The sequence below is a fragment of the Lutibacter sp. genome (genome assembly GCF_016342705.1).
In the GTDB taxonomy this organism is placed as follows: domain Bacteria; phylum Bacteroidota; class Bacteroidia; order Flavobacteriales; family Flavobacteriaceae; genus Lutibacter.
Genome location: NZ_JAEINV010000002.1, coordinates 307,233 through 330,373, shown reverse-complemented (window position 1 = coordinate 330,373; position 23,141 = coordinate 307,233). Strand labels below are relative to the sequence as shown.

The 23,141-nt window shown below is 30.1% G+C and carries 26 protein-coding genes and 2 tRNA genes; 13 read left to right on the top strand and 15 right to left on the bottom strand.

The genetic code is table 11. The annotated features are described in order from the left end of the window. The first annotated feature begins 28 nt into the window (after positions 1-28). From JEY78_RS03485 to JEY78_RS03475, 3 genes are all read left to right on the top strand, one after another. Entirely contained in the window at positions 29-1,273 is a 1,245-nt protein-coding gene (locus tag JEY78_RS03485; RefSeq protein WP_291846775.1) for a DUF5103 domain-containing protein, read from the top strand. 61 nt (positions 1,274-1,334) lie between these two features. Beyond that, positions 1,335-1,721, top strand: coding sequence for a Co2+/Mg2+ efflux protein ApaG (gene apaG / locus JEY78_RS03480; protein WP_291846774.1), 387 nt, complete (start codon positions 1,335-1,337; stop codon positions 1,719-1,721). A 4-nt stretch (positions 1,722-1,725) separates the two neighbouring features. Further along, positions 1,726-2,886, top strand: coding sequence for a DUF3667 domain-containing protein (locus JEY78_RS03475; RefSeq protein WP_291846773.1), 1,161 nt, complete (start codon positions 1,726-1,728; stop codon positions 2,884-2,886). Here the strand turns inward: JEY78_RS03475 and JEY78_RS03470 are convergent. Continuing rightward, positions 2,883-3,584 carry an NRDE family protein gene (locus tag JEY78_RS03470; RefSeq protein ID WP_291846772.1) on the bottom strand — a complete coding sequence of 234 codons (702 nt, stop codon included), beginning with the start codon at positions 3,582-3,584 and terminating at the stop codon, positions 2,883-2,885. The genes JEY78_RS03475 and JEY78_RS03470 overlap by 4 nt on opposite strands. Positions 3,585-3,691: 107 nt before the next feature. On the opposite strand from JEY78_RS03470, the gene pruA reads away from it, so the two are divergent. Further along, positions 3,692-5,407, top strand: a complete 1,716-nt coding sequence (pruA, locus tag JEY78_RS03465) for an L-glutamate gamma-semialdehyde dehydrogenase (RefSeq protein ID WP_291846771.1) — start codon at positions 3,692-3,694, stop codon at positions 5,405-5,407. Positions 5,408-5,466: 59 nt separating this feature from the next. Here the strand turns inward: pruA and JEY78_RS03460 are convergent, their stop codons facing one another. Together JEY78_RS03460 and rsmG are read right to left on the bottom strand one after the other, a co-directional pair. After that, positions 5,467-5,646 (bottom strand): hypothetical protein, encoded by a 180-nt coding sequence (locus tag JEY78_RS03460; RefSeq protein WP_291846770.1) that lies wholly within the window; start codon positions 5,644-5,646, stop codon positions 5,467-5,469. A 62-nt stretch (positions 5,647-5,708) separates the two neighbouring features. Next, positions 5,709-6,335, bottom strand: a complete 627-nt coding sequence (rsmG, locus tag JEY78_RS03455) for a 16S rRNA (guanine(527)-N(7))-methyltransferase RsmG (RefSeq protein WP_291846769.1) — start codon at positions 6,333-6,335, stop codon at positions 5,709-5,711. A 147-nt stretch (positions 6,336-6,482) separates the two neighbouring features. Here rsmG and JEY78_RS03450 point away from each other — a divergent pair, with 147 nt between their 5' ends. Together JEY78_RS03450 and JEY78_RS03445 are read left to right on the top strand one after the other, a co-directional pair. Continuing rightward, entirely contained in the window at positions 6,483-7,580 is a 1,098-nt protein-coding gene (locus tag JEY78_RS03450) for an acyl-CoA desaturase (protein WP_291846768.1), read from the top strand. A gap of 10 nt (positions 7,581-7,590) precedes the next feature. Beyond that, entirely contained in the window at positions 7,591-8,778 is a 1,188-nt protein-coding gene (locus tag JEY78_RS03445) for a pyridoxal phosphate-dependent aminotransferase (RefSeq protein WP_291846767.1), read from the top strand. A 453-nt stretch (positions 8,779-9,231) separates the two neighbouring features. On the opposite strand, the gene JEY78_RS03440 is transcribed toward JEY78_RS03445, so the two are convergent. Beyond that, positions 9,232-9,981: a DUF2490 domain-containing protein gene (locus JEY78_RS03440; RefSeq protein ID WP_291846766.1), complete on the bottom strand. Its 750-nt coding sequence runs from the start codon at positions 9,979-9,981 to the stop codon at positions 9,232-9,234. 125 nt (positions 9,982-10,106) lie between these two features. Between JEY78_RS03440 and JEY78_RS03435 the strand changes: the two genes are divergently transcribed. The 4 genes from JEY78_RS03435 (at position 10,107) to JEY78_RS03420 (ending at position 13,680) form a co-directional block, all read left to right on the top strand. Continuing rightward, on the top strand, positions 10,107-10,307 hold the full coding sequence (locus JEY78_RS03435; protein WP_291846765.1) for a dodecin family protein: 201 nt from the start codon (positions 10,107-10,109) through the stop codon (positions 10,305-10,307). Between the two features lie 152 nt (positions 10,308-10,459). Then, the gene (locus JEY78_RS03430; RefSeq protein WP_291846764.1) at positions 10,460-12,505 is read left to right on the top strand and encodes a thioredoxin domain-containing protein; all 2,046 of its coding nucleotides are present in this window, start codon (positions 10,460-10,462) and stop codon (positions 12,503-12,505) included. Between the two features lie 2 nt (positions 12,506-12,507). Then, complete coding sequence (locus tag JEY78_RS03425) at positions 12,508-12,864, top strand: DUF1304 domain-containing protein (RefSeq protein WP_291846763.1); 357 nt, start codon at positions 12,508-12,510, stop codon at positions 12,862-12,864. A 9-nt stretch (positions 12,865-12,873) separates the two neighbouring features. Then, positions 12,874-13,680, top strand: coding sequence for a mechanosensitive ion channel domain-containing protein (locus JEY78_RS03420; RefSeq protein ID WP_291846762.1), 807 nt, complete (start codon positions 12,874-12,876; stop codon positions 13,678-13,680). Position 13,681: 1 nt separating this feature from the next. Here JEY78_RS03420 and tsaB read toward each other — a convergent pair whose 3' ends face one another. From tsaB to cyoE, 10 genes are all read right to left on the bottom strand, one after another. Beyond that, the gene (tsaB, locus tag JEY78_RS03415) at positions 13,682-14,353 is read right to left on the bottom strand and encodes a tRNA (adenosine(37)-N6)-threonylcarbamoyltransferase complex dimerization subunit type 1 TsaB (RefSeq protein ID WP_291846761.1); all 672 of its coding nucleotides are present in this window, start codon (positions 14,351-14,353) and stop codon (positions 13,682-13,684) included. Positions 14,354-14,454: 101 nt separating this feature from the next. Further along, entirely contained in the window at positions 14,455-15,783 is a 1,329-nt protein-coding gene (locus JEY78_RS03410) for a TolC family protein (RefSeq protein WP_291846760.1), read from the bottom strand. 159 nt (positions 15,784-15,942) lie between these two features. Further along, positions 15,943-16,155, bottom strand: a complete 213-nt coding sequence (locus JEY78_RS03405; RefSeq protein ID WP_291846759.1) for a hypothetical protein — start codon at positions 16,153-16,155, stop codon at positions 15,943-15,945. Continuing rightward, positions 16,152-16,673 carry a DUF420 domain-containing protein gene (locus JEY78_RS03400; protein WP_291846757.1) on the bottom strand — a complete coding sequence of 174 codons (522 nt, stop codon included), beginning with the start codon at positions 16,671-16,673 and terminating at the stop codon, positions 16,152-16,154. The genes JEY78_RS03405 and JEY78_RS03400 overlap by 4 nt, the downstream gene beginning before the upstream one ends. Next, entirely contained in the window at positions 16,673-17,299 is a 627-nt protein-coding gene (locus tag JEY78_RS03395) for an SCO family protein (protein WP_291846756.1), read from the bottom strand. The genes JEY78_RS03400 and JEY78_RS03395 overlap by 1 nt, the downstream gene beginning before the upstream one ends. Before the next feature lie 5 nt (positions 17,300-17,304). Beyond that, entirely contained in the window at positions 17,305-17,952 is a 648-nt protein-coding gene (locus JEY78_RS03390) for a hypothetical protein (protein ID WP_291846754.1), read from the bottom strand. A gap of 63 nt (positions 17,953-18,015) precedes the next feature. Continuing rightward, positions 18,016-18,372, bottom strand: coding sequence for a cytochrome C oxidase subunit IV family protein (locus JEY78_RS03385; protein ID WP_291846752.1), 357 nt, complete (start codon positions 18,370-18,372; stop codon positions 18,016-18,018). A gap of 20 nt (positions 18,373-18,392) precedes the next feature. After that, positions 18,393-19,373 (bottom strand): cytochrome c oxidase subunit 3, encoded by a 981-nt coding sequence (locus JEY78_RS03380; protein WP_291846750.1) that lies wholly within the window; start codon positions 19,371-19,373, stop codon positions 18,393-18,395. Between the two features lie 55 nt (positions 19,374-19,428). Next, positions 19,429-20,010: a cytochrome c oxidase subunit 3 gene (locus tag JEY78_RS03375; protein ID WP_291846748.1), complete on the bottom strand. Its 582-nt coding sequence runs from the start codon at positions 20,008-20,010 to the stop codon at positions 19,429-19,431. Between the two features lie 4 nt (positions 20,011-20,014). Beyond that, positions 20,015-20,920: a heme o synthase gene (cyoE, locus tag JEY78_RS03370; RefSeq protein ID WP_291846746.1), complete on the bottom strand. Its 906-nt coding sequence runs from the start codon at positions 20,918-20,920 to the stop codon at positions 20,015-20,017. Positions 20,921-21,097: 177 nt separating this feature from the next. Here cyoE and JEY78_RS03365 point away from each other — a divergent pair. The 3 genes from JEY78_RS03365 to JEY78_RS03355 all read left to right on the top strand — a co-directional run bounded on the left by JEY78_RS03365 (position 21,098) and on the right by JEY78_RS03355 (position 22,119). Continuing rightward, positions 21,098-21,169: transfer RNA gene (locus JEY78_RS03365), tRNA-Gly, on the top strand. Between the two features lie 20 nt (positions 21,170-21,189). Continuing rightward, positions 21,190-21,275 (top strand) — tRNA-Leu (locus JEY78_RS03360). A 142-nt stretch (positions 21,276-21,417) separates the two neighbouring features. Next, a complete protein-coding gene (locus tag JEY78_RS03355; RefSeq protein WP_291846744.1) occupies positions 21,418-22,119 on the top strand; it encodes a sulfite exporter TauE/SafE family protein in 702 nt (233 codons plus the stop codon). Here JEY78_RS03355 and hypE read toward each other — a convergent pair. Next, complete coding sequence (hypE, locus tag JEY78_RS03350; RefSeq protein WP_291846743.1) at positions 22,116-23,141, bottom strand: hydrogenase expression/formation protein HypE; 1,026 nt, start codon at positions 23,139-23,141, stop codon at positions 22,116-22,118. The genes JEY78_RS03355 and hypE overlap by 4 nt on opposite strands.

The window sequence follows — 23,141 nt, the reverse complement described above, 5'->3', positions numbered from 1 at the left end:
TACCTTAACAACCTAATATTAAAATATTTTGAAAAACATTTTTCTATTTTCCTTTTTTACATTTATTTATTGCAATAGCTATAGCCAAATTAATTTTTCGCAGCCAGATTATATTAAAACGGTACAATTAAAACCAGCAGTATCTAATTTGTACGCGCCCATTATTAAACTTGGAGAAACCATTCAATTATCTTTTGATGATTTAAATGCCGATGAGCATACTTATACGTATAAAATAGAGCATTGTGATTATGATTGGAGTGTTTCAAACCTCTCGGAAACAGAATTTATAAACGGCTATGCTGAAGATAGAATTAGAGATTACGAAAATTCATTTAACACTTTACAACCTTATACAAATTATACCGTATCCATTCCAAATGAAAACACCACACTTAAAATTTCTGGAAATTATATAATTTCTGTTTTAAATGAAGCGGAGGAAGTTGTTTTTAAAAGATCTTTTGTAGTGTATGAACCAAAGGTTACTGTTGGTGTAGCAATTTATAGAAGTAGAGATATTTCAACCATTAACAGCAAACAATCTGTGGAATTTACTATTAACAATTCAAACTTTAGAATAAACAATCCAAACGCAGAAATTTTCCCTGTAATTCTTCAAAATAACAATTGGCAAACTGCCATAACAGGATTAAAACCTCAGTTTTTTAGAGGTACACAATTGTTGTATAAATACAATAAAGAAACTAGTTTTTTTGGTGGAAATGAATTTTTATATTTTGATTCAAAGTCTATCAGAAATTCAAGTTTAAATATTGCCAGAGCAGAATTAGGAGAAGATTTATATCACACCTATTTATATACCAATGAGGAACGAATTGACAAACCTTATACGTTGTTTCCAGATGTAAACGGTAATTTTATTGTTCGGAATTTAAGCAGTAATCATCCAAATACAGATGCTGATTACAGTTGGGTTCATTTTTCATTAAGTTGTTTAGAAAATTTAGCTGGTAAAGATGTTTATGTTAGCGGAAACTTTAATAATTGGCAGTTAAACAACTCAAATAAATTAACGTATAATACTTCATTAGGGTTATATGAAGGTGAAATTTTACTAAAACAAGGTTTCTATAATTTTCAATATGTAACTAAAAATAAGGTTGGTGAAATTAGCAACCATGATGTTGATGGGTCTTTTTATGAAACCGAAAATGAGTATACCGTTTTAATTTACTACAAAGGATTTGGAAACAGATATACTCAAGTAATTGGCGCAGGATTTGGGAATTCCGAAAAGATAAACAATTAGGCATTACTTTCAAAAATTTCTTATCTTTGAAGAACTAATAAAAAAATCAAATAGAGTTACTATGGTACAACAAGTAACAAATGGAATTAAAATATCTGTAATTTCTAATTTTGAAGGCACAAGCTATCGAAATTATAAGTTATACTATGGTTTTAGTTACCAAGTTACCATTGAAAACCAAAGTAATGATACCGTTCAATTATTGGAACGCCAATGGAAAATTTTTGATTCATTAAACAATGTTGAAATTGTGGAAGGGTCTGGTGTTGTTGGAAAAAAACCAATTTTAAAACCGACAGAAATACATACCTATGGATCAAACTGTTTTTTAACTTCACCAATTGGTGCCATGAAAGGTTATTACAAAATGATTAATTTTACAACCTCAAAATTATTTAAAGTTTACATACCTACATTTCAGTTAATGGTTCCTAATAGTAGTAATTAGAAAAATGAAATTTAGTTTAAAAAAATATAATCCAAACCAACGGAAAGGTTTAGAATGTTTAAACTGTGGACAGCCTTTAACGGGTAATGAAAACTTTTGTACTTATTGTGGGCAAAAAAATACGACAGCTAAACTTACTATTGGCAACTTTATAAATAGTCTTTTTTCAGGGTTCTTATCATACGATTCTAGATTTTGGGCAACATTTATTCCGCTGTTAACCAAACCAGGAAAAGTTTCAAAGCAATATATTGAAGGAAAACGCGCGCGTTTTGTAAACCCATTTCAATTGTACTTAAATGTTTCTATAATTTTCTTTTTAATTGTTGGAATCTCCAATAAATTTAGTACTGAAGTTGAAAATGAAAATGCTTTCATACAAGCAAAAACAGCCATTGATTCTTTATCTCAAAATGAAAAAAAACAACTCGATTCGGTTTTAACGAACATAAAAGAGGAAGTTATAAAAGTAAAGGAACTAGATTCATCCAAAGCCGAAATAGCTGCAAATTTTGAAACCGCTTTAGCGCTAAGTAAACTTACGGACACAAGTTCTGCAAAAAAGAAGTATGAGTATTTTATAAAAAAAGAACCAAAAACAGCCATTAGTTTTATTAATAGGGTGCAGGATTTTCATCATTTTTATAATGAAAATACAACATATTCAGTGGAGAAAGCATTAGATAGTTTAGGGTATGAGAAAACATTTTGGAATAAAATGTACTACCAGCAAACCATTAATTCTAACAAAAATTTTAAAAAATATAAAACCGAAGGGCAAAAGGCATTTTTTAAAGCTATGACTTCGTATGTGTCCATATCTTTATTTATTTTTCTACCCTTTTTTACGTTGTTTTTAAAGTTAATTTGTTTCCGAAAAAAGTATACATATATAGAACATTTAGTGTTTGTTTTTCACGTACAAACAGTATTCTTTTTATTATTATCTATATTTTATTTCATAAATTTATTCACTAAAACAGATGGCTTTTTAGTTGCATTTATAGTGTTGTTTGCCATTTATTTATATAAAGCATTGCGTTATTTTTATGAGCAGAGCAGAATTAGAACTATATTAAAATTTATACTTTTAAATAGCTTTTATATGGTTTTAGCAGGATTTGGGTTTGTTATAATTGCTATATTATCTTTTATAGTTGGTTAAAATTTATGAGAAAAATAGTCGCCATTTACAACATCTTCATAATCCATTTTAACAGCGGTATTTGTTTTTTCTACAGATGTAATGCTCACCGTTTCAACATACGAGCGTTTCATTAAAATAGACTGTTCTTTATCGCCAATTTCTGAATGATGAAAATTTAAAATAGCTTCTTTAGAATTGTTGTTAGTATTTTTCCAATCTTCAAACCAATTTTTTCTAGTGGCTTTAGCTTCTTCAGAATATAATGTTGAAGATGACCAGATTTTAGGTTCAATAGTTAATGTGTTGAAATGCTTTTTTTGATCGTCCCAAATTAATTCAAACAATCTTAAGTTGTTATGGTTCCAATCTACAATAACCATGGTAAAAGGCTCAATCTTTTGTAAATCCATTTCACTAATAAAGGTTTCAAAATTTAATGATTTTAAAATTTCTTTGGCAATAACCCCTCTACTTTTAGTATAGGTATTTTTTCTAATATGTTTTTTAAAAGCACCATTTAACACACAAACCAATCTTTTGTTAGCACTAATGCCAATCCAAGTTCCGCCCGCTAATTTATCTTTCGGAAAAAGCATTTCAATTCCATCTTCAACATATTTTTTAGGAGCAACTGTTTCTCGGGTTCTTTGTTCATCTCTGTTAGATGTTAAAATAAAGTTATTTTTTGATGTTGGTAGAAACGTAACGGTGCACATGCTATTAAAATTTGTATATTGAGTATTAGTATCAAATAAAAAAAGTGATTCAATTTTTGTAACTTTGTAAGCAAATTTAATTCAAAAAAAACTAAAAAAATAATACCATGGCTTCAGGATTTTATAATGTACCAAAAGCGGTAAACGAACCAGTAAAATCTTATGCTCCAGGAAGTTCTGAGCGTAAGGCTTTAATTGAAACTTATAAAAAAATGTTTAACCAACAGGTTGACATTCCTTTTTATATTGGCGGAAAAGAATATAGAACCGGAAATACTGTTGATATTCATCCTCCGCATGACCATAAACATTGCGTAGGAAAATACCATACTGCAGATAAAGAACATATTGAATTAGCGGTTAAAAAAGCTGCTGAAGCACGTGTAAAATGGGCTGCAACAAGTTGGGAGCACAGAGCTGCAATATTTTTAAAAGCAGCAGAATTATTAGCAGGACCTTTCCGTTATAAAATGAATGCTGCAACAATGATTGCGCAATCTAAAAATGTATATCAAGCTGAAATTGATGCTGCTTGTGAACTAATTGACTTTTTACGTTTTAACGTAGAATTTATGACAGAGATTTATAGCAATCAACCACAATCTTCTCCAGGAATTTGGAACAGAATGGAATACCGTCCATTAGAAGGTTTTGTATATGCAATTACTCCTTTTAACTTTACAGCAATTGCGGGTAATTTACCTGCTGCACCTGCTTTAATGGGGAATGTAATTATCTGGAAACCGGCAAGTTCTCAAGTGTATTCAGCACAAGTTATTATGGAATTATTTAAAGCTGCAGGTTTACCTGATGGTGTAATAAATATGGTGACTGGTAACTCAGGAATGATTACAGATGTAATTTTAAATAGTACTGATTTTTCTGGAGTTCACTTTACAGGATCAACACCAGTATTCAATAGTTTTTGGGAAACTATTGGTAAAAACATGAACCACTATAAAACATACCCAAGAATTGTTGGTGAAACTGGTGGAAAAGATTTTATTTGGGCACACGGATCATCAAATGCACAAGAAGTTGCAACAGCTATTTCTAGAGGAGCTTTTGAATATCAAGGACAAAAATGTTCTGCAGCTTCACGTGCTTATTTACCAAAAAGTTTATGGCCAGCAATTAAAGAAGCGGTAATTAAAGACGTAAATTCATTTAAAATGGGTTCGCCTGAAGATCCTACAAACTTTATAAACGCAGTAATTGATAATAGAGCATTTAAAAAATTATCTGGATATTTAGACCAAGCGAAAAAAGATGCTGATGCTGAAATTATTGTTGGTGGTGGTTATGATGATTCTGTTGGTTATTTTATTGAACCAACTATAATTGTTACAACAAATCCTATGTACGAAACAATGTGTACTGAATTGTTCGGGCCAATTATTACCATTTATATTTATGAAGATGAAAAATGGCTAGAAACATTAGATTTAGTGGATAAAACAGGTGAATATGCCTTGACTGGAGCTATTTTTAGTGGAGATAGATATATAATTGATATTGCTACAAACAAATTAGAAAACGCTGCAGGAAACTTTTATATTAATGATAAGCCAACAGGAGCGGTAGTTGGGCAACAACCTTTTGGTGGTGCTCGTGGATCTGGAACTAATGATAAAGCTGGATCTGTTTGGAATTTATTACGTTGGGTAAGTAACAGAACTATTAAAGAAACTTTTGTTCCACCAACAGATTACAGATATCCGTTTTTACAAGAAAGCACTATTGAAACTGTAGAAAAAGAAGTGGAAAGTGCTGTTGAAAAACTAAAAGAATTAGGAAAAGACCTAAAGAATAAATTTAAATAGAAAATTATAAAAACTAAAAAACTCGCCAATTGGCGAGTTTTTTTATGTTAAAAATTCACTTAAACGCCTTTAAATTTGTCAGCGCCTTCTAATAATCCAATAAGTTGTTGTGGATTATGAATGATAACTGGCATATGTTGCGGACAAATAAAAAATTCACTTTCCTGATAATAAAATTTTGTAACTGGTATTTCAGTTGCGGGTGTTTTACAAACTAAACATTCTTTAACTTGACTCATAATTGTAAATATTAATTAAAAGACAAAGTTATCTTAATTATTTTATAAAAAACTAACAAATATCATCTCTTTTTTAGTGGAATATGCACCACTTTTTTTGTTTCAAAGAAATCGTTATCAAAATAATCAGTTAAATTATATTCAGTGGCCTTTGGGAAATTTTGTAATTCTTCAGTTAAATCGCCACCTTTTAAATATAAAATACCATTTTTAAGTTCATGACGTTGTTTTTTAGCAATTTTACCTTTGGTCCATTTCGCAAAATCATCCATATTAGTTACGGCTCTGCTTACAATAAAATCGAACTCTTCGTTCACCAACTCAGCTCTCATTTGTTCCGCTTTTACATTTGTTAAACCAATAGCAGAGGAAACTTCATTTACAACTTTTATTTTTTTACCAATAGAATCTACTAAATAAAACTGTGTTTCAGGAAATAAAATAGCTAAAGGAATTCCCGGAAAACCACCACCAGTGCCAATATCTAATATTTTTGATTTTGGTAAAAAGCTTTGAACCTTTGCAATTCCTAGAGAGTGCAACACATGGTGCGTGTAAATTTCGTCTATATCTTTTCTTGAAATAACATTAATTTGCTCATTCCAAAATTTATAAAGGGCTTCTAATTTACCAAATTGCTCCATTTGAGTTTCTGTTAAATTAGGGAAGTATTTCAAGATGATTTCCATAGTTAATATTTGATTGGCGCAAAATTACTATTTATAAAATTAAATTAACATCTTTTCAAAAAATGTTATTTTTTTCATAAAATTTTAATATTAGAACATAAATGGCTTAATTTTGGAGCGAATAGAATAATATAGATACATATTATAATGAGTAACAAAACAATAAGCTTTTCTAGAGATGATAAAGCAAATTTTTTTAGAACATTAAATAAAAGAATAAATTCATATTTTAAGGACAATCATATTGCACGAACTGGTAATTGGAAATTATACACAAAAGCCATTATCATGTTTAGTATATTTTTAGTTCCTTTAGTGTTAATTTTAACTGTTTCAATGCCACAATGGGCATTGCTTTTACTAACAATTGTTATTGGAATTGGAATGGCAGGTGTGGGTATGAACGTAATGCATGATAGTAATCATGAATCTTTTTCAAGTAAAAAATGGGTGAATAAAATAATGGGAAGTAGTATATACATTTTAGCAGGAAATGTGTATAACTGGAAAGTTCAGCACAACGTATTACACCATACTTTTACAAATATACAAGGACATGATGAAGATATTGATGCGGGTAGAATTATCCGATTTTCAAAACATGCAAAGTGGTTGCCTGTGCATAAGTTTCAAAAATATTACTCCATTTTCTTATATGGTTTATTAACCATCAATTGGGCAATTACAACCGATTTTAAACAAATGCGTCGTTATTTAAAACGTAAACTTTCCTACGGGAAATTCCCAAACCCAACCACCGAATGGACAGTTTTAATTATAACAAAAATAATTTATTATCTGCTATGGATTGTATTGCCATTAGTTGTTTTAGATATAGCTTGGTGGAAAGTATTTATAGGCTTTTTTGTAATGCATTATACGGCTGGAATGATTTTAAGTGTGGTTTTTCAATTAGCACACGTGGTTCCTGCAACTGAAATGCCAATTCCTGACAAAGAAGGACATTTAGAGCACACTTGGGCAATTCATCAATTATATACTACAGCCAATTTTGCACCTACTAACAAGTTTATATCTTGGTATACGGGAGGTTTAAATCACCAGGTAGAACATCATATTTTTCCACACATTTCACATATACATTATGGAAAAATCGCAAAAATTGTAAAGGAAACAGCAAAAGAATTTAATTTACCATACAACGAGTATAAAACATTTTCAAAAGCAATTAAAGAACATTTTAATCAATTAAAAACGTTAGGTGTAGAGCCAACGTATGCCTAAAATTTAAGTTATGAACGATCAACTATCCAACAGAATTAACAGTTTACCGGTTTCAGAAACTTTAGCAATGGCTGCTAAAGCAAGAGAACTAAAAGAGCAAGGAAAAAATATTATCAGTTTAAGTTTAGGGGAACCTGACTTTAATACACCTGATTTTATTAAAGAAGCAGCAATACAAGCTATAAACGATAATTATAGCACGTATAGCCCAGTTGATGGTTATTTAGATTTAAAACAAGCTATTTGCAGAAAATTTAAACGTGATAATAACTTAGAATACAAACCAAGTCAAATTGTAGTTTCAACAGGAGCAAAACAATCTATTGCTAACATAGCAATGGTTTTACTAAATCCGGGTGATGAAGTTTTATTACCAGCACCTTATTGGGTGAGTTATTCTGCAATTGCAACATTAGCTGAGGCAACTTATAAAGAAATTCCTTCTACTGTTGAAACTGATTTTAAAATTACACCAGAACAACTAGAAGCAGCCATTACTCCTAAAACAAAGATGATTTTCTTTAACTCGCCAAACAACCCAAGCGGAACTGTTTATTCTGAAGCGGAATACAGAGCTTTGGCGGCGGTAATTGAAAAATATCCAAACATTTACATCATGTCTGATGAAATTTATGAGCATATTAATTACGGAGAGCCAATGTTTAGTTTTGCAGCCATAGAAAGTATGTACGACCGAACAATTACTGTTAATGGTGTTGCAAAAGCATTTGCCATGACAGGTTGGAGAATTGGATATATTGGAGCGCCAGAATGGATTGCAAAAGCGTGTAATAAATTACAAGGTCAAATTACTTCTGGAGCAAATTCTATTGCGCAACGTGCAACTATTGCCGCATTAGATGCGCCTGTTTCTAAAATTCAATTTATGGTTGATGAATTTAAAAAACGTAGAGATATAGTTTTAGAATTGTTACGAGAAATTGATGGAATTAAATGTAATACTCCAGGTGGTGCATTTTATGTTTTCCCAGATGTTTCTTCTTTCTTTGGAAAAACTATTAAAGGTCATAAAATTGAAAACGCAGGAGATTTTTCTATGTTTTTATTAGAAGAAGCCAATGTTGCAACAGTAACTGGCGATGCGTTTGGAGCGCCAACTTGTTTAAGAATATCATATGCCGCCTCTGAATCGCAATTGCGTGAAGCAATTGCAAACATTAAAAAAGCAGTTAGCTAAAAATCTATAAATTTTAAAAAAAAACCGAAACCTACGTTTCGGTTTTTTTTATGTTTCATTTTTTGGCTTTATATAATTCTTACTTTTATTGTTATTCCTCTGCAGGCAAGAATCTATTTATTATGTTGTGGTGAAATGGCGGCTGAGAATGTTTTGACACTTCTTTAAAAATAAGTTTAAGGCCTATTAAATTTTTATAAAAGCCTTAGTGTTTTTTATCGAATCCCTAAGAGTTTTTTATAAAAGTTAAAGGACTTTAAAGATTTAGTTGTACAATTAAGTATATAATAAATGTAGATTTAATTTAGAAAACTTGTACAATTAATTTGAAAACATTGTACATTTTTTTTAAAGTGTTTAAAACCTGAGTAGAAACAGGGCGTTAGAAGTGAATTTTAAAGGTATAAAATTATTGAATATAAATGGCACTAAAATGTTTTATTTTATAAACATTTAGGATTGTTTTTTAGTAAAATCAACATCGTAACTTAAAGTAAGTTGTAAAATATCGTTGGAAATAAATTTGGTGGCGTTGGATTTATAATAATATCTCCCGTAACCCACCCATATTTTTGAGTTTTCTATTAATTGATAACCTATTAAAGCAGCAAAATTGTTTTGATCAAAATCAGGAGCGGTCAATCCTGTTCCAAATCTTATCCTAGTTTCATTGGAGAGTTTTCCATATATAATTTTATCATCAAGTAGCTTTATTAAATTAGCGGTAACTTCTAATCTATATCTAATTCTTTGCGAATAGGATACACCATCAATACTATATTCATTGTCATTATTTTGCACAACAACATCTTTAAATCGTTGTTCAAAAACAAATCGTTGATTTAGTTTTAAATTTCCTAAAGTAGAATTAACAACTAAGTTTTGCCAAATTCTGTTTTCATTCTTTTTAATAGGTGCATGCGCTGCACCGTTTGGATAATAGGTATATAACAAATATCCGGCAGCAACACTTATATTTTTGTTTAATTTATAACTAACACCTGGTTGAATTAAAAATGCTTGATTTTTTTGAATAAAATCAACGGTTCTTAATTGAGTTACATTACTTACAGAAAATTTATTGGAAAGTTTAAAATTATTAGTAAGCGTTAGCCAAGATCCTTTATCTTTTAAAACAGTAGTTTGTGCGTTTAAACTATTCAGAATTATAAAAATTAAAATAGTCAATCGAATAGTTTTCATACTACAATAGGTGTTTTTTATAGGTGGCAAAGGTATTATTTTAACATAGGATTAAGAAAGAATAGCCTACTATTTTGGTCTGAAATGATTATATTTAAGGATATTAATTAAAAAAATAAACCGTTATGGCAGTAATGAAAGTAATTGAAGTAATGGCAAGTTCTAGCGTAAGTTGGGAAGAAGCCACCAAAAATGCAGTAGAACACGCATCAAAAAGTGTGAAGCATATTAAATCGGCATTTGTACAATCACAAAGCGTGGTTATTAATGATAACGAAGTTTCTGAATTTCGTGTGAATGTTAAAATTACATTTGAAGTGAAATAAACTTAATTGTTGACTAATATTTAAAAGCGCTTTTTTAAAAGCGCTTTTCTTTTTTTGTATTTTTACTTAAATACTACTTTTAAATGAATAAACTTTTAATGACATTCATGCTAATTTCAATTTTTAGTTGTAAAGGTCAAAACGAAAAAAAAATGACAGATTTTATATTCACAAATAGCTTAATAAAAGAAACAAGTCCTTATTTATTGCAACATGCACATAATCCTGTAAACTGGTATGCATGGAATAATGAAACGTTGGCATTGGCAAAAAAAGAAAATAAGTTATTACTTATTTCAATTGGGTATTCATCGTGTCATTGGTGTCACGTAATGGAACATGAAAGTTTTGAAAATGAAGAAGTTGCCGCTATAATGAATGCAAATTTCATTAATGTTAAAGTGGATAGAGAGGAACGGCCAGATGTTGATCAAATTTATATGAATGCTGTTCAGTTAATGACTGGGAGTGGAGGTTGGCCTTTAAATTGTATTGCTTTACCAGATGGAAGACCAATTTGGGGAGGAACTTATTTTCCTAAAGAAAATTGGATAAATGCGTTAACTCAAATTAGTAAAATGTATGTTGAAAAACCAAACGATGTTATTGATTATGCGATAAAATTAACCGAAGGTGTAAAAAATTCTGATTTGGTTACTTTAAAAGAGAATGTAATTGAATTTTCAAAGGAAGATTTAAAGCAAATTACTAATAAGTGGCAACAATATATGGATTTTGATTTAGGTGGAAGATCTGGCGCACCAAAATTTCCAATGCCAAATAATTATGAATTTTTATTAAGATATGGAACCCAAGCAGCGAATGATTCAATTTTAAACTATGTAAATAAAACATTAACGAATATGGCTTTTGGAGGAATTTACGACCAAGTTGGTGGTGGTTTTTCTCGATATTCGGTGGATAAAAAATGGCATGTGCCTCATTTTGAAAAAATGTTATATGACAATGGCCAATTGGTAAGCTTATATGCCGAAGCCTATCAGGCAACTAAAAATCCATTGTATAAAAAAACAGTGTATGAAACGTTAGAATTTATTGAACGTGAGTTAACTAACAAAGAAGGAGCCTTTTATTCATCTTTAGATGCTGACAGTATAAATGCTGAAGGAAAATTAGAAGAAGGTGCTTATTATGTTTGGACCATTAATGAGTTGAAATCTATTTTAGGAAACGATTTTAATTTATTTTCAGAGTACTACAATGTAAATGACTATGGTTTATGGGAACACCAAAATTATGTGTTAATAAGAACAAAATCGAATATTGAAATTTCAAAAGAATATAATATTTCAGAAAATGATTTAGCGGAAAAAGTTGAAAAATGGCAACAAGTTTTATTGAAAGAACGAAATAAAAAAGAAAAACCACGGTTAGATGATAAATCTTTAACATCGTGGAATGCCTTAATGTTAAAAGGATATATTGATGCCTACAAAGTGTTTCATGATGCAAGTTTTTTAGAAATAGCCATTAAAAACGCCAATTTTATTCTATCAAAACAATTACAAGAAAACGGAAATTTAAATCATACGTATAAAAATGGCAAAAGTAGTATCAACGGTTATTTAGAAGATTATGCGACAGTGATTGATGCGTACATTTCTCTATATGAAGTGACACTAAATGAAAAGTGGTTGTTAAATGCGAAACAATTAACCGACTATGCATTCGATCATTTTTTTGATGCTAAAAGTTCTATGTTTTACTTTACTTCAGACGAAGATCATAATTTAATAACACGAAAAATGGAAATTGAAGATAACGTAATACCGGCTTCAAATTCTATTATGGCTAAAAATTTGTTTTTATTAAGTCATTATTATTCTAATTCCTATTATTTAAAAGTAAGCAAACAAATGCTTCATAATGTAAAAGATAGAACCGATCAATATGCTTCGGGATATTCTAACTGGCTACAATTAGCGTGTAATTTTACAGGAGATTTTTATGAAATTGCAATTTCAGGAAAAGAAGCTTTAGAAAGAATAAAAGAAATTAACAAAAATTATATTCCCAATAAATTAATTGCAGGAAGTATTTCAAAAAGCAGTTTACCATTGATGGAAGGACGATTTAGTGAAAATGAAACGTACATTTTTGTTTGTGTTGATGGCGCATGTTTGCTTCCTGAAAAAAGCACGGAAAAAGCATTGTCTCAACTTAAAATAAAGTTGTAAGAATGAAATATTTACAAATTTTCTTTGTGGCACTAGTTGCTTTTGAACATATTTATTTTATGATTTTAGAAATGTTTTATTGGGATAAACCAAAAGGACTGAAAGCATTTGGAATGAAATTAGAAGAAGCTAAAATATCCAAAACATTGGCTAAAAACCAAGGATTGTACAATGGTTTTTTAGCGGCCGGATTAATTTGGGCATTAATTAATAAAAATAATTTTGAAGAATTATCGCTTTTTTTTCTAATATGTGTGACTATTGCCGGAATTTATGGGTCCTATACAACAAAGAATATAAAACTTTTTTATGTTCAAGGAATTCCAGCAATACTTGGGATAATAACTTTAATTTTATAAAAAATAACTATGGATTATCAAAAATATACAGATTTAGCTCTAACTTTTATTGGAAAATATGCTGTAAATGTTGTTGTAGCAATACTAATTTTAATTATTGGTCTTTGGCTTTCTAAGAAATTAATTAGAATTTCTAAAAAGTTAATGGCTAAGCAAGGTATCGATGAAACATTACAAAAATTTTTAGGAGACTTATTAGGTTGGACTCTAAAGGTATTGATTTTTATAACCGCTATTTCTCAAGTTGGAGTAGAAACCACATCATTTATTGCAATATTAGGAGCTGCAGGGTTGGCTGTTGGTTTAGCTTTACAAGGGTCTTTAGCTAATTTTGCTGGTGGTGCTTTAATTATGATTTTTAAACCTTTTAAAGTTGGCGATGTAATTGAAGCTCAAGGAGAGGTTGGTACCGTAAAGGAAATTCAAATTTTTGTAACTAAAATAATTACCCCAGGAAATAAATTGGCAATTATTCCAAACGGAACATTATCTAACGGAAATATTAAAAATTATACGGAGGAAGGCAAATTACGGGTTGATTTAACTTTTGGAATAGGCTATGGGGAAGACATTAAAAAGGCAAAAGAAGTTTTTATGAACGTTTTAAAAAGCAATCCAAATGTTTTACAAGAGCCAGCACCAACAGTTAATGTATCGGCATTGGCAGATAGTTCTGTAAATTTTGCGGTGAGGCCATGGTCAACCCCAGAAAATTACTGGAATGTTTACTTTGCAATTACTGAAGAAGTGAAATTAGCCTTAGATAAAGAAGGAATTGAAATTCCATATCCTCATATGGTTGAAATTAGAAAATAAACTACTTTTTAGAAGTGGTAATCACAAAATCTTTTAAATAAAAAGGTTCAAAATAGGCGACATTTTCAATGTCGCTTTTTTTATACTTTTCATAGGATAGTTTGCCCATATCTTTTGCTGAAGGAAATTTATGGTCCATAAATGTAGCTCTTGGGTGTACTAATATGTCTTTGCATTTATCTGCTCCATCACCAAAAAAGTATACGTTGTTTTTTTCTAAAAATTCTTTAAATGAATCTTCCGTAATTATTGTAGCAGTAACAGCTTCTTTAAGTTGGTTATTCTCATCAAAAACTGCCGAATAAACTTCCATTCGGCGCGCATCTAACATTGGTATTTTATATCCTTCAGTAATTGAAATTGATTCTGCTAAAGATTGCAATGTGTTCACCGAAATTAAAGGGATATCAAGCGCAAAACAAAGTCCTTTTGCAGCAGAAACACCAATTCTTAATCCTGTATAGGATCCTGGTCCTTTACTAACGGCAATGGCTTTTAAATCTGAAAAAGTAATGTTGCATTCTTTTAAAACATCGGAAATAAATTCGTGTAATTTCTCAGCATGAGAAAAACCACCTTCATTTAATTCCTTAAGCGCTACTATTTCGCCATCTTTTGCTAAACCAACCGAGCAGTTTTTGGTAGCAGTTTCAATATTTAATATATATGCCAAAATCTATCTTTTTTAAAAGGCAAATATACTTAATAAGTTGTGTATAAAACAAAACATCCAACTTTATGGGTTGGATGTTTTATAAACTATTTTAATAATTCTTAGTCAAGTGTAATAGATTCACCGTAATAGAATTTCAATACTTTAGTTTTAAAAATATAATCGTATTTAGCTCTAATAATAGCTCCTTCCGCATTTACTAAACGATTTCTAACTAAATCAAAATCAAACTGTGTCATCGCGCCAATATTATAACTTTCTTGCGCATTTTTAAATGATTCTTTTTGAGCAATTAAAGATTTTTCTGCTGATTGGAATGATTTTGCAGCAGCTTTTGCATCATAATATGCTTTTTGAATAGTTTGTTGTAGTTGTAATTTTTGATTATCTAATCCAAATTTAGAAATCTCATGATTAATTTTTTGTCTATTTACATTCGATTTTGTTTGGTTTCTGTTGAATATAGGAATATTTACATTGAAATTAATACCATACCCTAAATTATCATCTAATTGGGTAAAATAAGGAATATGAGAATTGTTTTTAAGATTGTATCCATAACCAGTTCCAATATTAGCACCTAAACTTACAGATGGTAAAAAAGCTGCTTTCGCAATTTCAACAGATAAATCAGCAGATTCAATATCTAATTCTGCTTTTTTAATTTCTGGTCTGTTCGTTAGTGCTTTTTGATAAACATCATCTGGATTATTATACAACATTGCAATTGAAGGGGATTCAATATCAATAGTTTCTATATCAAAACCAGTTGGATTAATTTGCAGCAGTTGTGCTAAATCTAGCAAGGCTAAATTTAACGTATTTTCATATGAAATTACAGCTTGTTCATCTGCAGCAGCGGTAGATTGTGCGTTTAATAAATCTCCTTTTGGTTTTACACCAGCTTCAAATTTTGCTTTTGCATTTTCAATTTGTTTGGTGCTAATTTCAAATTGAACTTTAGCAACACTTAAGTTTTCTTTAGCAAATAAAACGTTTAAATAGGTGTTTACAATATATAGAGAAATATCATCTTGAATTTTCTCTAAATCAAGTTGACTTGTTTCAACGCCTAATTGTGCTTGTTTGTAAGTGTTTAAATTTCTGTAACCATTAAATACTGTAATTCCAGAGCTAATTCCAAAAGAACCTCCAAAAGTACTTGTTGAAACTCTATCTTGAGAAACGGGATCAAAACCAGAACCAAAATTTAAATTTCCACTAGTAGAAGCATTTAAATTAGGTAAAAAATTTCCTTTAGCACTAATTAAATTCTCTTGGCTAATTTCAACATTTAGCTTGTTTTGCTTAATTGTAATATTATTGTCTATTGCGTATTCAACGCATTCTTGCAATGTCCATTTTTTGTCCTGCGCATTTATAGTTACAAATAACATAATAGCTAAAAGACTAAGAATTTTTGTTCTCATTAATTAGTTGAGTTTTGGTTAAATTGTTTAATAACAATGCCTGAAAAATGTAGCTATTTTAGTTTACATTGAAAAATAGACACGTATTCAGAAACGTTTAATTTGTTATATGACGACTAAAATTATTATTTGTTACACTGTTTCCCTCTTATAGAAATGTTAAATTTTCTTTTTTCTTTTATTTTTAATGATAAAATATAATAATGTTCCCACTAAAATGTATGGAAAAATCATTAAATAAAGAATACCAGAGTTTAAACCTTCTGCCTGAGAAACATCACCACTTTCTACTACAGCTTTACACATGGCGCATTGTGCATTTGCAATATAAATGCTTAAAAAAAATAAAATAGAAAGTGTTAATTTTTTCATTGTACGTAATAAGGAGATATCATTAAATATACTACAACTCCAGTTATTGTTACGTATAACCACAATGGAAATGTATATTTTGCAATTTTTTTATGTAGTTCAATATTATTTGTTATGGCTCTAACAAACGTAATTAATACAAAAGGAATTACAGCGATAGATAATAAAATATGAGAAAATAAAATGATGAAATAAATAGTTTTTAAAACTCCTTCACCACCATATTTAGTAGATTCCGATGTCATATGGTAAGCAACATACATTACTAAAAATAGTACCGAAAAAACAATGGCTGTTTTCATTAATTTTTCGTGTAATTTCACTTTTTTATTTTTAACAGCCCAAACTGCAGCAATTAATAACAATGATGTTAATCCGTTAATTGTTGCATAAATTGGTGGTAAAAACACGGGTAATTCCGCATCTATTTTAACGCCAAATAAAATGGCTACAACCAATGGAATTGCAATTGATAAAATGACAATCCATTTATTATATTTTGTGCTATTTTTTTCCATTATTCTTTTAGTAGTATTTTAATATCTTCTTTTATCATTTGAACTCCTTTAGGATCTAATCCTTCATAAAAAGCAATTGGATTTCCATTTTCGTCTAGCCTAGATCTAATGTTTCCTTGCTTATCTACTAAGGCAAACATTCCTGAATGTTCAAAACCACCTTCAGCATCACTGTTTTCACCAGCATATAATGTAAAACCAGTATTTGCTAATTCATAAATTGTTTCTTGCTCTCCTGTTAAAAAGTTCCAGTTTTTTAAAGTTGCACCGTGATCTTTGGCATATTGTTTTAGAATTTCTGGAGTATCGTGTTTTGGATTGATGCTGAAAGATGCAATTCCAAAATCTAAATTTCCGTAAAATTCATTTTGAATTTTCACCATATTCTCATTCATTTTCGGGCAAATAGTTGGACACGTTGTAAAAAAGAATTCAACAACATATACTTTGTTTTCATAAAATGAATTTGAGATTAATTGCCCATCTTGATTTGTAAACTCAAAATTTGGAACTTTTGAAATGGTAATTAATTTTGGAGTTTTAAATTTATCTACAATTTTAGGAACTGCATAAATTCCAAAAATTAAAATAATAAACGCCACTCCTACGTATGAATATTTTTTCATTGTATTTAAATTTCTCTTTTTCTACGTTGTTCTTTTTCAGCAGTTTTTTTTAGCTGATAATAAATAATAGCAATATCATCTTTCATTTTATTTTTTAAAATGGAGATAGATTTCATATTATATCCGTACAACTTCCCATCTTTTGTATCTTCATCATCTTTTCTGCCTCTTAAACGCAAATCCATATCAATTATATATGCGTTTTCAGAATATAAATTTTCATTTAGATTGAAAGGAGTTTTAAAACTGTCAAATAATGCTTTTATAGTTGTAGCATTGGAGTATATAAAATGCCATTTGCTAATGTTGGTAAAAGCAGAAAGTTCTTCTATTGCTTCTTTGTATAATGCTTGAGAACCTTCAGGTAATATGGCAATTATTTGAAAATAAGGTTTTTGGTAATAACGCTTATAAATGGTTTGATTTAAGTTAAACAAACTACCTTTTCCTGTACTACTGTCATTTCCTAAAAAGCAAACAATGGAAAGATGATTGGAAAATGAAATATTAACTGCATTATCAAGTGTTTTAACATCTATAACACTTTCAGTTAAAATTGGTAAGTTGGAATATTTATAAATTCCTTTCGATAAGAAAATATAAAAAACCAATGGTAATATAAATAAACTAAAAAGTACCCAGAATTTTTTCATAGCACAAAGTTAAAATAAAAAAAGGTGGTTAAAAACCACCTTCATCAATTTATTTTTTAATTTTTAATAACTCCATTTTACTAAAGGAGATAAAACATCATTTATATAACTACCTTCAATAAGTAACAACGTAGCTAAATAAATAATTAAGAAAACGGCTGTCCAAACAACGGCTCTTCTTAAACTTTTAGATTCATCTGCCATATGCATAAAGAACCAAGTAATGTAATATGCTTTTACTAAAGTTAAAACTAAGAATATTATATTTAATGGACTAGTGCCTAAAATTGTTGTTAAATGAAGTGATGCAGGTTTTAAAATACCTAAAATAACTTCAACAATTGTAACAACAGAAAGTATTCCAAATACTTTCCAAATTAAACCTGTGTGTGATGTATGTTCTTGTGTGTGAGTTCCCATTTTTAAGTCTTTTTAATAAATTAAACTAAGTAGAAGAATGTAAATACAAATACCCAAACTAAATCTACAAAGTGCCAGTATAATCCTACTTTTTCAACCATTTCGTAATGGCCTCTTCTTTCATAAGTTCCTATAATAACATTAAAGAAAATGATAATATTGATAATTACACCTGAAAAAACGTGGAAACCGTGAAACCCAGTAATAAAGAAAAAGAAATCGGCAAATAATGGTTTTCCGTATTCATTCACCTGTAAGTTAGCACCTTTTACCACAGCTTTTGTTTCGTTTAAATACGTCATTGCTTCAGCACGTGGAACAATAGTTTTTGTTTTTGTTACCGGATCAATTTTTTCTAATCTTATAGAAATATCTGGATTTGCTTTAAATCCAGCCATCACTTCTTCAACTGAAAATGGTGGCAATGAGCTTTCATTCATAAACCAAACTCCTTTATCTCTTGTTAATTGTGTTCTATCTGAATGAGAAGATACTGCAAATTTCTCTAACTCTATTTGATGGCCAGAAGCATCAACAAATTGAACAATTTTACCATCATTCAATTCAACCGCACCGTAAGAACCTCCAATAAAATTTTTCCATTCCCAAGCTTGTGATCCTAAGAAAATGAAACCACCAATAATAGTAAGTAACATATAAAAAGTAACTTTTCCTTTTTTCATTTGATGACCAGCATCAACAGCTAATACCATTGTTACTGATGAAAATATTAAAACAAAGGTCATTAATGCTACGTAATACATTGGCGCGTGAACACCGTGTAAAAATGGAAAGTGCGTAAACACTTCATCGGCAATTGGCCAGCTCTCAATAAATTTAAAACGCATTAAACCATACGCGCCTAAAAAGGCTGAAAAGGTCAGTGCATCTGATAAAATGAAGAACCACATCATCATTTTACCATAACTTGCCCCTAAAGGATTATTGTTTCCTCCACCCCATGAAGTACCCGTAGAATCAGTAGCAATAGTTGCTTCCATATAAGTTTTGTTTTGATTTTTTAGTTATAGTTGCGCCAAAAATACATTATTTTTTTTATCTAATAAAATAGAAAAATAAAAACAAGTAAATCCATAGAATATCCACAAAATGCCAGAAAATAGCTCCAAGTTCTAATCCTAAGGTATCTTTTGATGAATATTTTTTATTGAAATGATTAAAAATAACCACTAATAATACAACAATTCCGGCAGCAATATGCGCTATATGAGCCAGCGTAATTCCATAAATAAACGAAGATTTCACCGTGCTTTGCGCTCCTGCAAATACAAAACCTGCATTAAATAATTCTTTAAAACCTTCAAATTGAAAAAATATAAATCCAGCACCCAGTAAAAGTGTAGCAATTAAAAATGCTGTTGTTAATTGTCGATTGTCTTTTTTAATGAAAAATTTAGCCAGTAAAAAAGTAATGCTACTTAGAATAATAAGTGCAGTACTGGTGTAAAATGCTTCAGGTAAATCAAAAGAAACCCAATCGTTTCTTTTTCTACTTACTACATAAGCGCTGGTTAATCCAGCAAACATCATTGTCATACTAATCATAGAAACCCATAACATTGGTTTCGCAGACTTTCTTCTGGCCGATTTGTATTCTTGTTCTAAAGTTTGTCCCATTTTTTTAATGTAAAAATTTATCTACAACGTAAATTATTTGTACTAAAGTAATATATAAAACGCTTGAAAGCATTAATTGTCGTGCTTCTTTATTAGTTTGATGTTTGTATAGTTTAATGGCATAATAGAGCATTGTACTGCCTAAAAGCACCAAAATTACAGCTGTTAAAGGGTAAATATAAAAACTTCCAGTGATTTTTAAAACAGGAATTATAGAAACTAGTATTAAACATACTGTATATATTATAATTTGAACAACAGCTTTTCTGTTCTTCTGTCCCATTGGCATTAAATTAAAGCCTGCTTTTTTGTATTCATCAAATTGTAACCAAGCAATTGCCCAAAAATGTGGGAACTGCCAAAAAAATTGAATTAAAAACAACATTCCTGGTTCAATGGAAAAAGCATTAGTAGCCGCAACCCAACCTAGCATAAAAGGAATAGCTCCTGGAATTGCCCCTACAAAAACTGATAATGGCGTAACTGCTTTTAAAGGTGTGTAAATACTAGTGTATAAAAAAATTGAAATCGCTCCAAATAAAGCACTTTTAGGGTTAATACTATATAATATAGCCAAACCTACAATGGTAAATGAAACCGCAATAACCATCGCCATTGAAACATGCATTCTTCCTGCAGGTAAAGGTCTGTTCATGGTACGTTTCATTAAAGCATCTGTATCTTTTTCAATAATTTGATTGAAAGCATTAGATGCTCCAACCATTAAATAACCACCAATGGCTAATAAAATTAATATTGAATAATCAATTTTTTCAACGGCTAATAAATAACCTGCCAAAGATGAAAATACCACACTTAATGATAAACCAACTTTAGTTAATTGTTTAAAATCATTAAAAACCGCAGAAAAAGTCATTTTTACAGGTATAGAATTTGGAGATAATCGCATTTATTTAGTTATAATATGTGCAAAGATATTTTTTTATTGGACAATTACAACCTTATAATAAGGGGATTAAAAAAAATATTGAAATAAATTTAAAAAAAGTCTTTGCTATTAAGAGAATTGTTTTAAATTTGCCCTCGCATTTAAGAGATTAAATGAATGTTCTTTAAAACAATGACTGCGAAAGTAGCTCAGGGGTAGAGCATCACCTTGCCAAGGTGAGGGTCGCGGGTTCAAATCCCGTCTTTCGCTCTACAATATAAAGTACCAATGCAGGAGTGGTGGAATTGGTAGACACGCTGGACTTAAAATCCAGTGGGCTGTAAGGCCCGTGCGGGTTCAAGTCCCGCCTCTTGTACTTTAAAAGCCGAAACAATTTGTTTCGGCTTTTTTATTTTAATAGATTACTTAAAAAATTATTTATCCCTTTCAAAGTATTTTCTCTAACTAGTTGAATATTACAAATAAATTGTAAATTTATTACGTTATAATTTACAGTTATGGAATTAACTTTTCCCTTGTTTGCAGGAATAATTGCAGCAGCACTTCACGTAATTTCTGGGCCAGATCATTTAGCTGCCGTAACACCATTTGCTATAGAAAGTAAAAAGAAGGCATGGAAAGTTGGATTATTCTGGGGAATTGGCCATTTAACGGGTATGCTTTTTATTGGAATTCTATTTTTAATTTTTAAAGAATTAATTCCGGTTGAAAAAATTTCTGAACATAGCGAACAATTTGTTGGAGTTATTTTAGTAGGATTAGGCTTGTGGATTTTTTTTAAAATTTTTAAAGAAGAGAAAAAACACAAGCATACTCATGTTCATAGTAATGGAAATCCAATAATACACGAGCACCAACACAAGCATACTTCTGAAAAAGTACACACGCATTCGCATCCAAATTTAAAGCAAGGAAATATAGCTTCTTTATCTTTTGGCTTTATACATGGACTTGCTGGAGTTGCTCATTTTTTACTTTTTTTACCTGTTATTGGTTTTTCGTCTAAATTAGATTCTGTAAAATATATTATTGGTTTTGGAATAGGTACACTAATTGCCATGATGGCTTTTGCCATGGTTATTGGAAAAGTAGCTGCTTATTCCAAGCAAGACCATAATGAAACCTTTTTTAAAGGAATTCGCTTGGCTGGAGGTTTATTTGCTTTAATAATTGGTGTTTATTGGATATTTGCTAACTAACAAATTCTAGGCAATTGTTCACCAACTAAGGGACTTACAATTCTTTTTCCACCTATTAAACTTTTTAAAACTACTTTATTTGGATGTTCTTCTGTAATTTCACCAATTATTGATGCGTTTTTGCCTTTCTCATGATTTCTCATTAATGCTAAAACTTCATTTTCTACACTTGGATCTACGATAGCAATAAACACACCTTCATTTGCAACATACATAGGATCTAAACCTAACATTTCACAAGCAGCAGCAACTTGTTTTTCTATAGGAATTTGAACTTCTTTTATAAAAACACCCAATTCAATATCAGTGGCAATTTCATGTAAAACAGTTCCCAAACCTCCACGAGTTGGATCTCTAAATAATTTTATTTTATTGCCAAATGCATCTAATAAATCTTTTACCAAATAGTTTAAATTGGTTGAATCGCTTTGAATATCCGATTCAAATTCTAAGCCTTTTCGTTCACTCATTATGGCCATTCCATGTTGCGCAATAAACCCGTTGACTATTATTCTATCACCAACATTAATGTTGTCCATTGAAATACTTGCTTTTGGATGCACTTCTCCAAAACCTGTGGTATTTATAAAAATTTTATCGCCTTTTCCCTTTTCAACAACTTTTGTATCGCCAGTAACAATAATAACACCACTTTCATCAGCCGCTTTTTTAATCGATTTTATGATGTTATAAAATTCAACTACACCCAATCCTTCTTCAATAATAAAAGCCAAGGATAAATATTTTGGAATGGCACCGCACATGGCAACATCATTTACCGTTCCGTGAACAGCTAAACTTCCAATATTTCCACCTTTAAAAAATATAGGTGTAATTACAAAACTATCTGTAGAAATAGCCATTTTACCTTCCATTTTAACAATAGCACCGTCGTGTTTTTCATTTAAATAAGGATTGCTAAAAACAGAAAATATAAGGTTGTCTAATAATTTTCTAGTTAACTCACCACCACTTCCATGTCCTAAATTAATTGTTGTAAATCCTAAATTATTTATATCCAT

Excerpts from the sequence above, each read along its gene's own strand:
- apaG (WP_291846774.1), top strand. The coding sequence starts at position 1,335 with ATGGTACAACAAGTAACAAATGGAATTAAAATATCTGTAATTTCTAAT.
- JEY78_RS03475 (WP_291846773.1), top strand. The coding sequence starts at position 1,726 with ATGAAATTTAGTTTAAAAAAATATAATCCAAACCAACGGAAAGGTTTA.
- JEY78_RS03470 (WP_291846772.1), bottom strand. The coding sequence starts at position 3,584 with ATGTGCACCGTTACGTTTCTACCAACATCAAAAAATAACTTTATTTTA.
- pruA (WP_291846771.1), top strand. The coding sequence starts at position 3,692 with ATGGCTTCAGGATTTTATAATGTACCAAAAGCGGTAAACGAACCAGTA.
- JEY78_RS03460 (WP_291846770.1), bottom strand. The coding sequence starts at position 5,646 with ATGAGTCAAGTTAAAGAATGTTTAGTTTGTAAAACACCCGCAACTGAA.
- rsmG (WP_291846769.1), bottom strand. The coding sequence starts at position 6,335 with ATGGAAATCATCTTGAAATACTTCCCTAATTTAACAGAAACTCAAATG.
- JEY78_RS03450 (WP_291846768.1), top strand. The coding sequence starts at position 6,483 with ATGAGTAACAAAACAATAAGCTTTTCTAGAGATGATAAAGCAAATTTT.
- JEY78_RS03445 (WP_291846767.1), top strand. The coding sequence starts at position 7,591 with ATGAACGATCAACTATCCAACAGAATTAACAGTTTACCGGTTTCAGAA.
- JEY78_RS03440 (WP_291846766.1), bottom strand. The coding sequence starts at position 9,981 with ATGAAAACTATTCGATTGACTATTTTAATTTTTATAATTCTGAATAGT.
- JEY78_RS03435 (WP_291846765.1), top strand. The coding sequence starts at position 10,107 with ATGGCAGTAATGAAAGTAATTGAAGTAATGGCAAGTTCTAGCGTAAGT.
- JEY78_RS03430 (WP_291846764.1), top strand. The coding sequence starts at position 10,460 with ATGACAGATTTTATATTCACAAATAGCTTAATAAAAGAAACAAGTCCT.
- JEY78_RS03425 (WP_291846763.1), top strand. The coding sequence starts at position 12,508 with ATGAAATATTTACAAATTTTCTTTGTGGCACTAGTTGCTTTTGAACAT.
- JEY78_RS03420 (WP_291846762.1), top strand. The coding sequence starts at position 12,874 with ATGGATTATCAAAAATATACAGATTTAGCTCTAACTTTTATTGGAAAA.
- JEY78_RS03410 (WP_291846760.1), bottom strand. The coding sequence starts at position 15,783 with ATGAGAACAAAAATTCTTAGTCTTTTAGCTATTATGTTATTTGTAACT.
- JEY78_RS03405 (WP_291846759.1), bottom strand. The coding sequence starts at position 16,155 with ATGAAAAAATTAACACTTTCTATTTTATTTTTTTTAAGCATTTATATT.
- JEY78_RS03400 (WP_291846757.1), bottom strand. The coding sequence starts at position 16,673 with ATGGAAAAAAATAGCACAAAATATAATAAATGGATTGTCATTTTATCA.
- JEY78_RS03395 (WP_291846756.1), bottom strand. The coding sequence starts at position 17,299 with ATGAAAAAATATTCATACGTAGGAGTGGCGTTTATTATTTTAATTTTT.
- JEY78_RS03390 (WP_291846754.1), bottom strand. The coding sequence starts at position 17,952 with ATGAAAAAATTCTGGGTACTTTTTAGTTTATTTATATTACCATTGGTT.
- JEY78_RS03385 (WP_291846752.1), bottom strand. The coding sequence starts at position 18,372 with ATGGGAACTCACACACAAGAACATACATCACACACAGGTTTAATTTGG.
- JEY78_RS03380 (WP_291846750.1), bottom strand. The coding sequence starts at position 19,373 with ATGGAAGCAACTATTGCTACTGATTCTACGGGTACTTCATGGGGTGGA.
- JEY78_RS03375 (WP_291846748.1), bottom strand. The coding sequence starts at position 20,010 with ATGGGACAAACTTTAGAACAAGAATACAAATCGGCCAGAAGAAAGTCT.
- cyoE (WP_291846746.1), bottom strand. The coding sequence starts at position 20,920 with ATGCGATTATCTCCAAATTCTATACCTGTAAAAATGACTTTTTCTGCG.
- JEY78_RS03355 (WP_291846744.1), top strand. The coding sequence starts at position 21,418 with ATGGAATTAACTTTTCCCTTGTTTGCAGGAATAATTGCAGCAGCACTT.
- hypE (WP_291846743.1), bottom strand. The coding sequence starts at position 23,141 with ATGGATATAAATAATTTAGGATTTACAACAATTAATTTAGGACATGGA.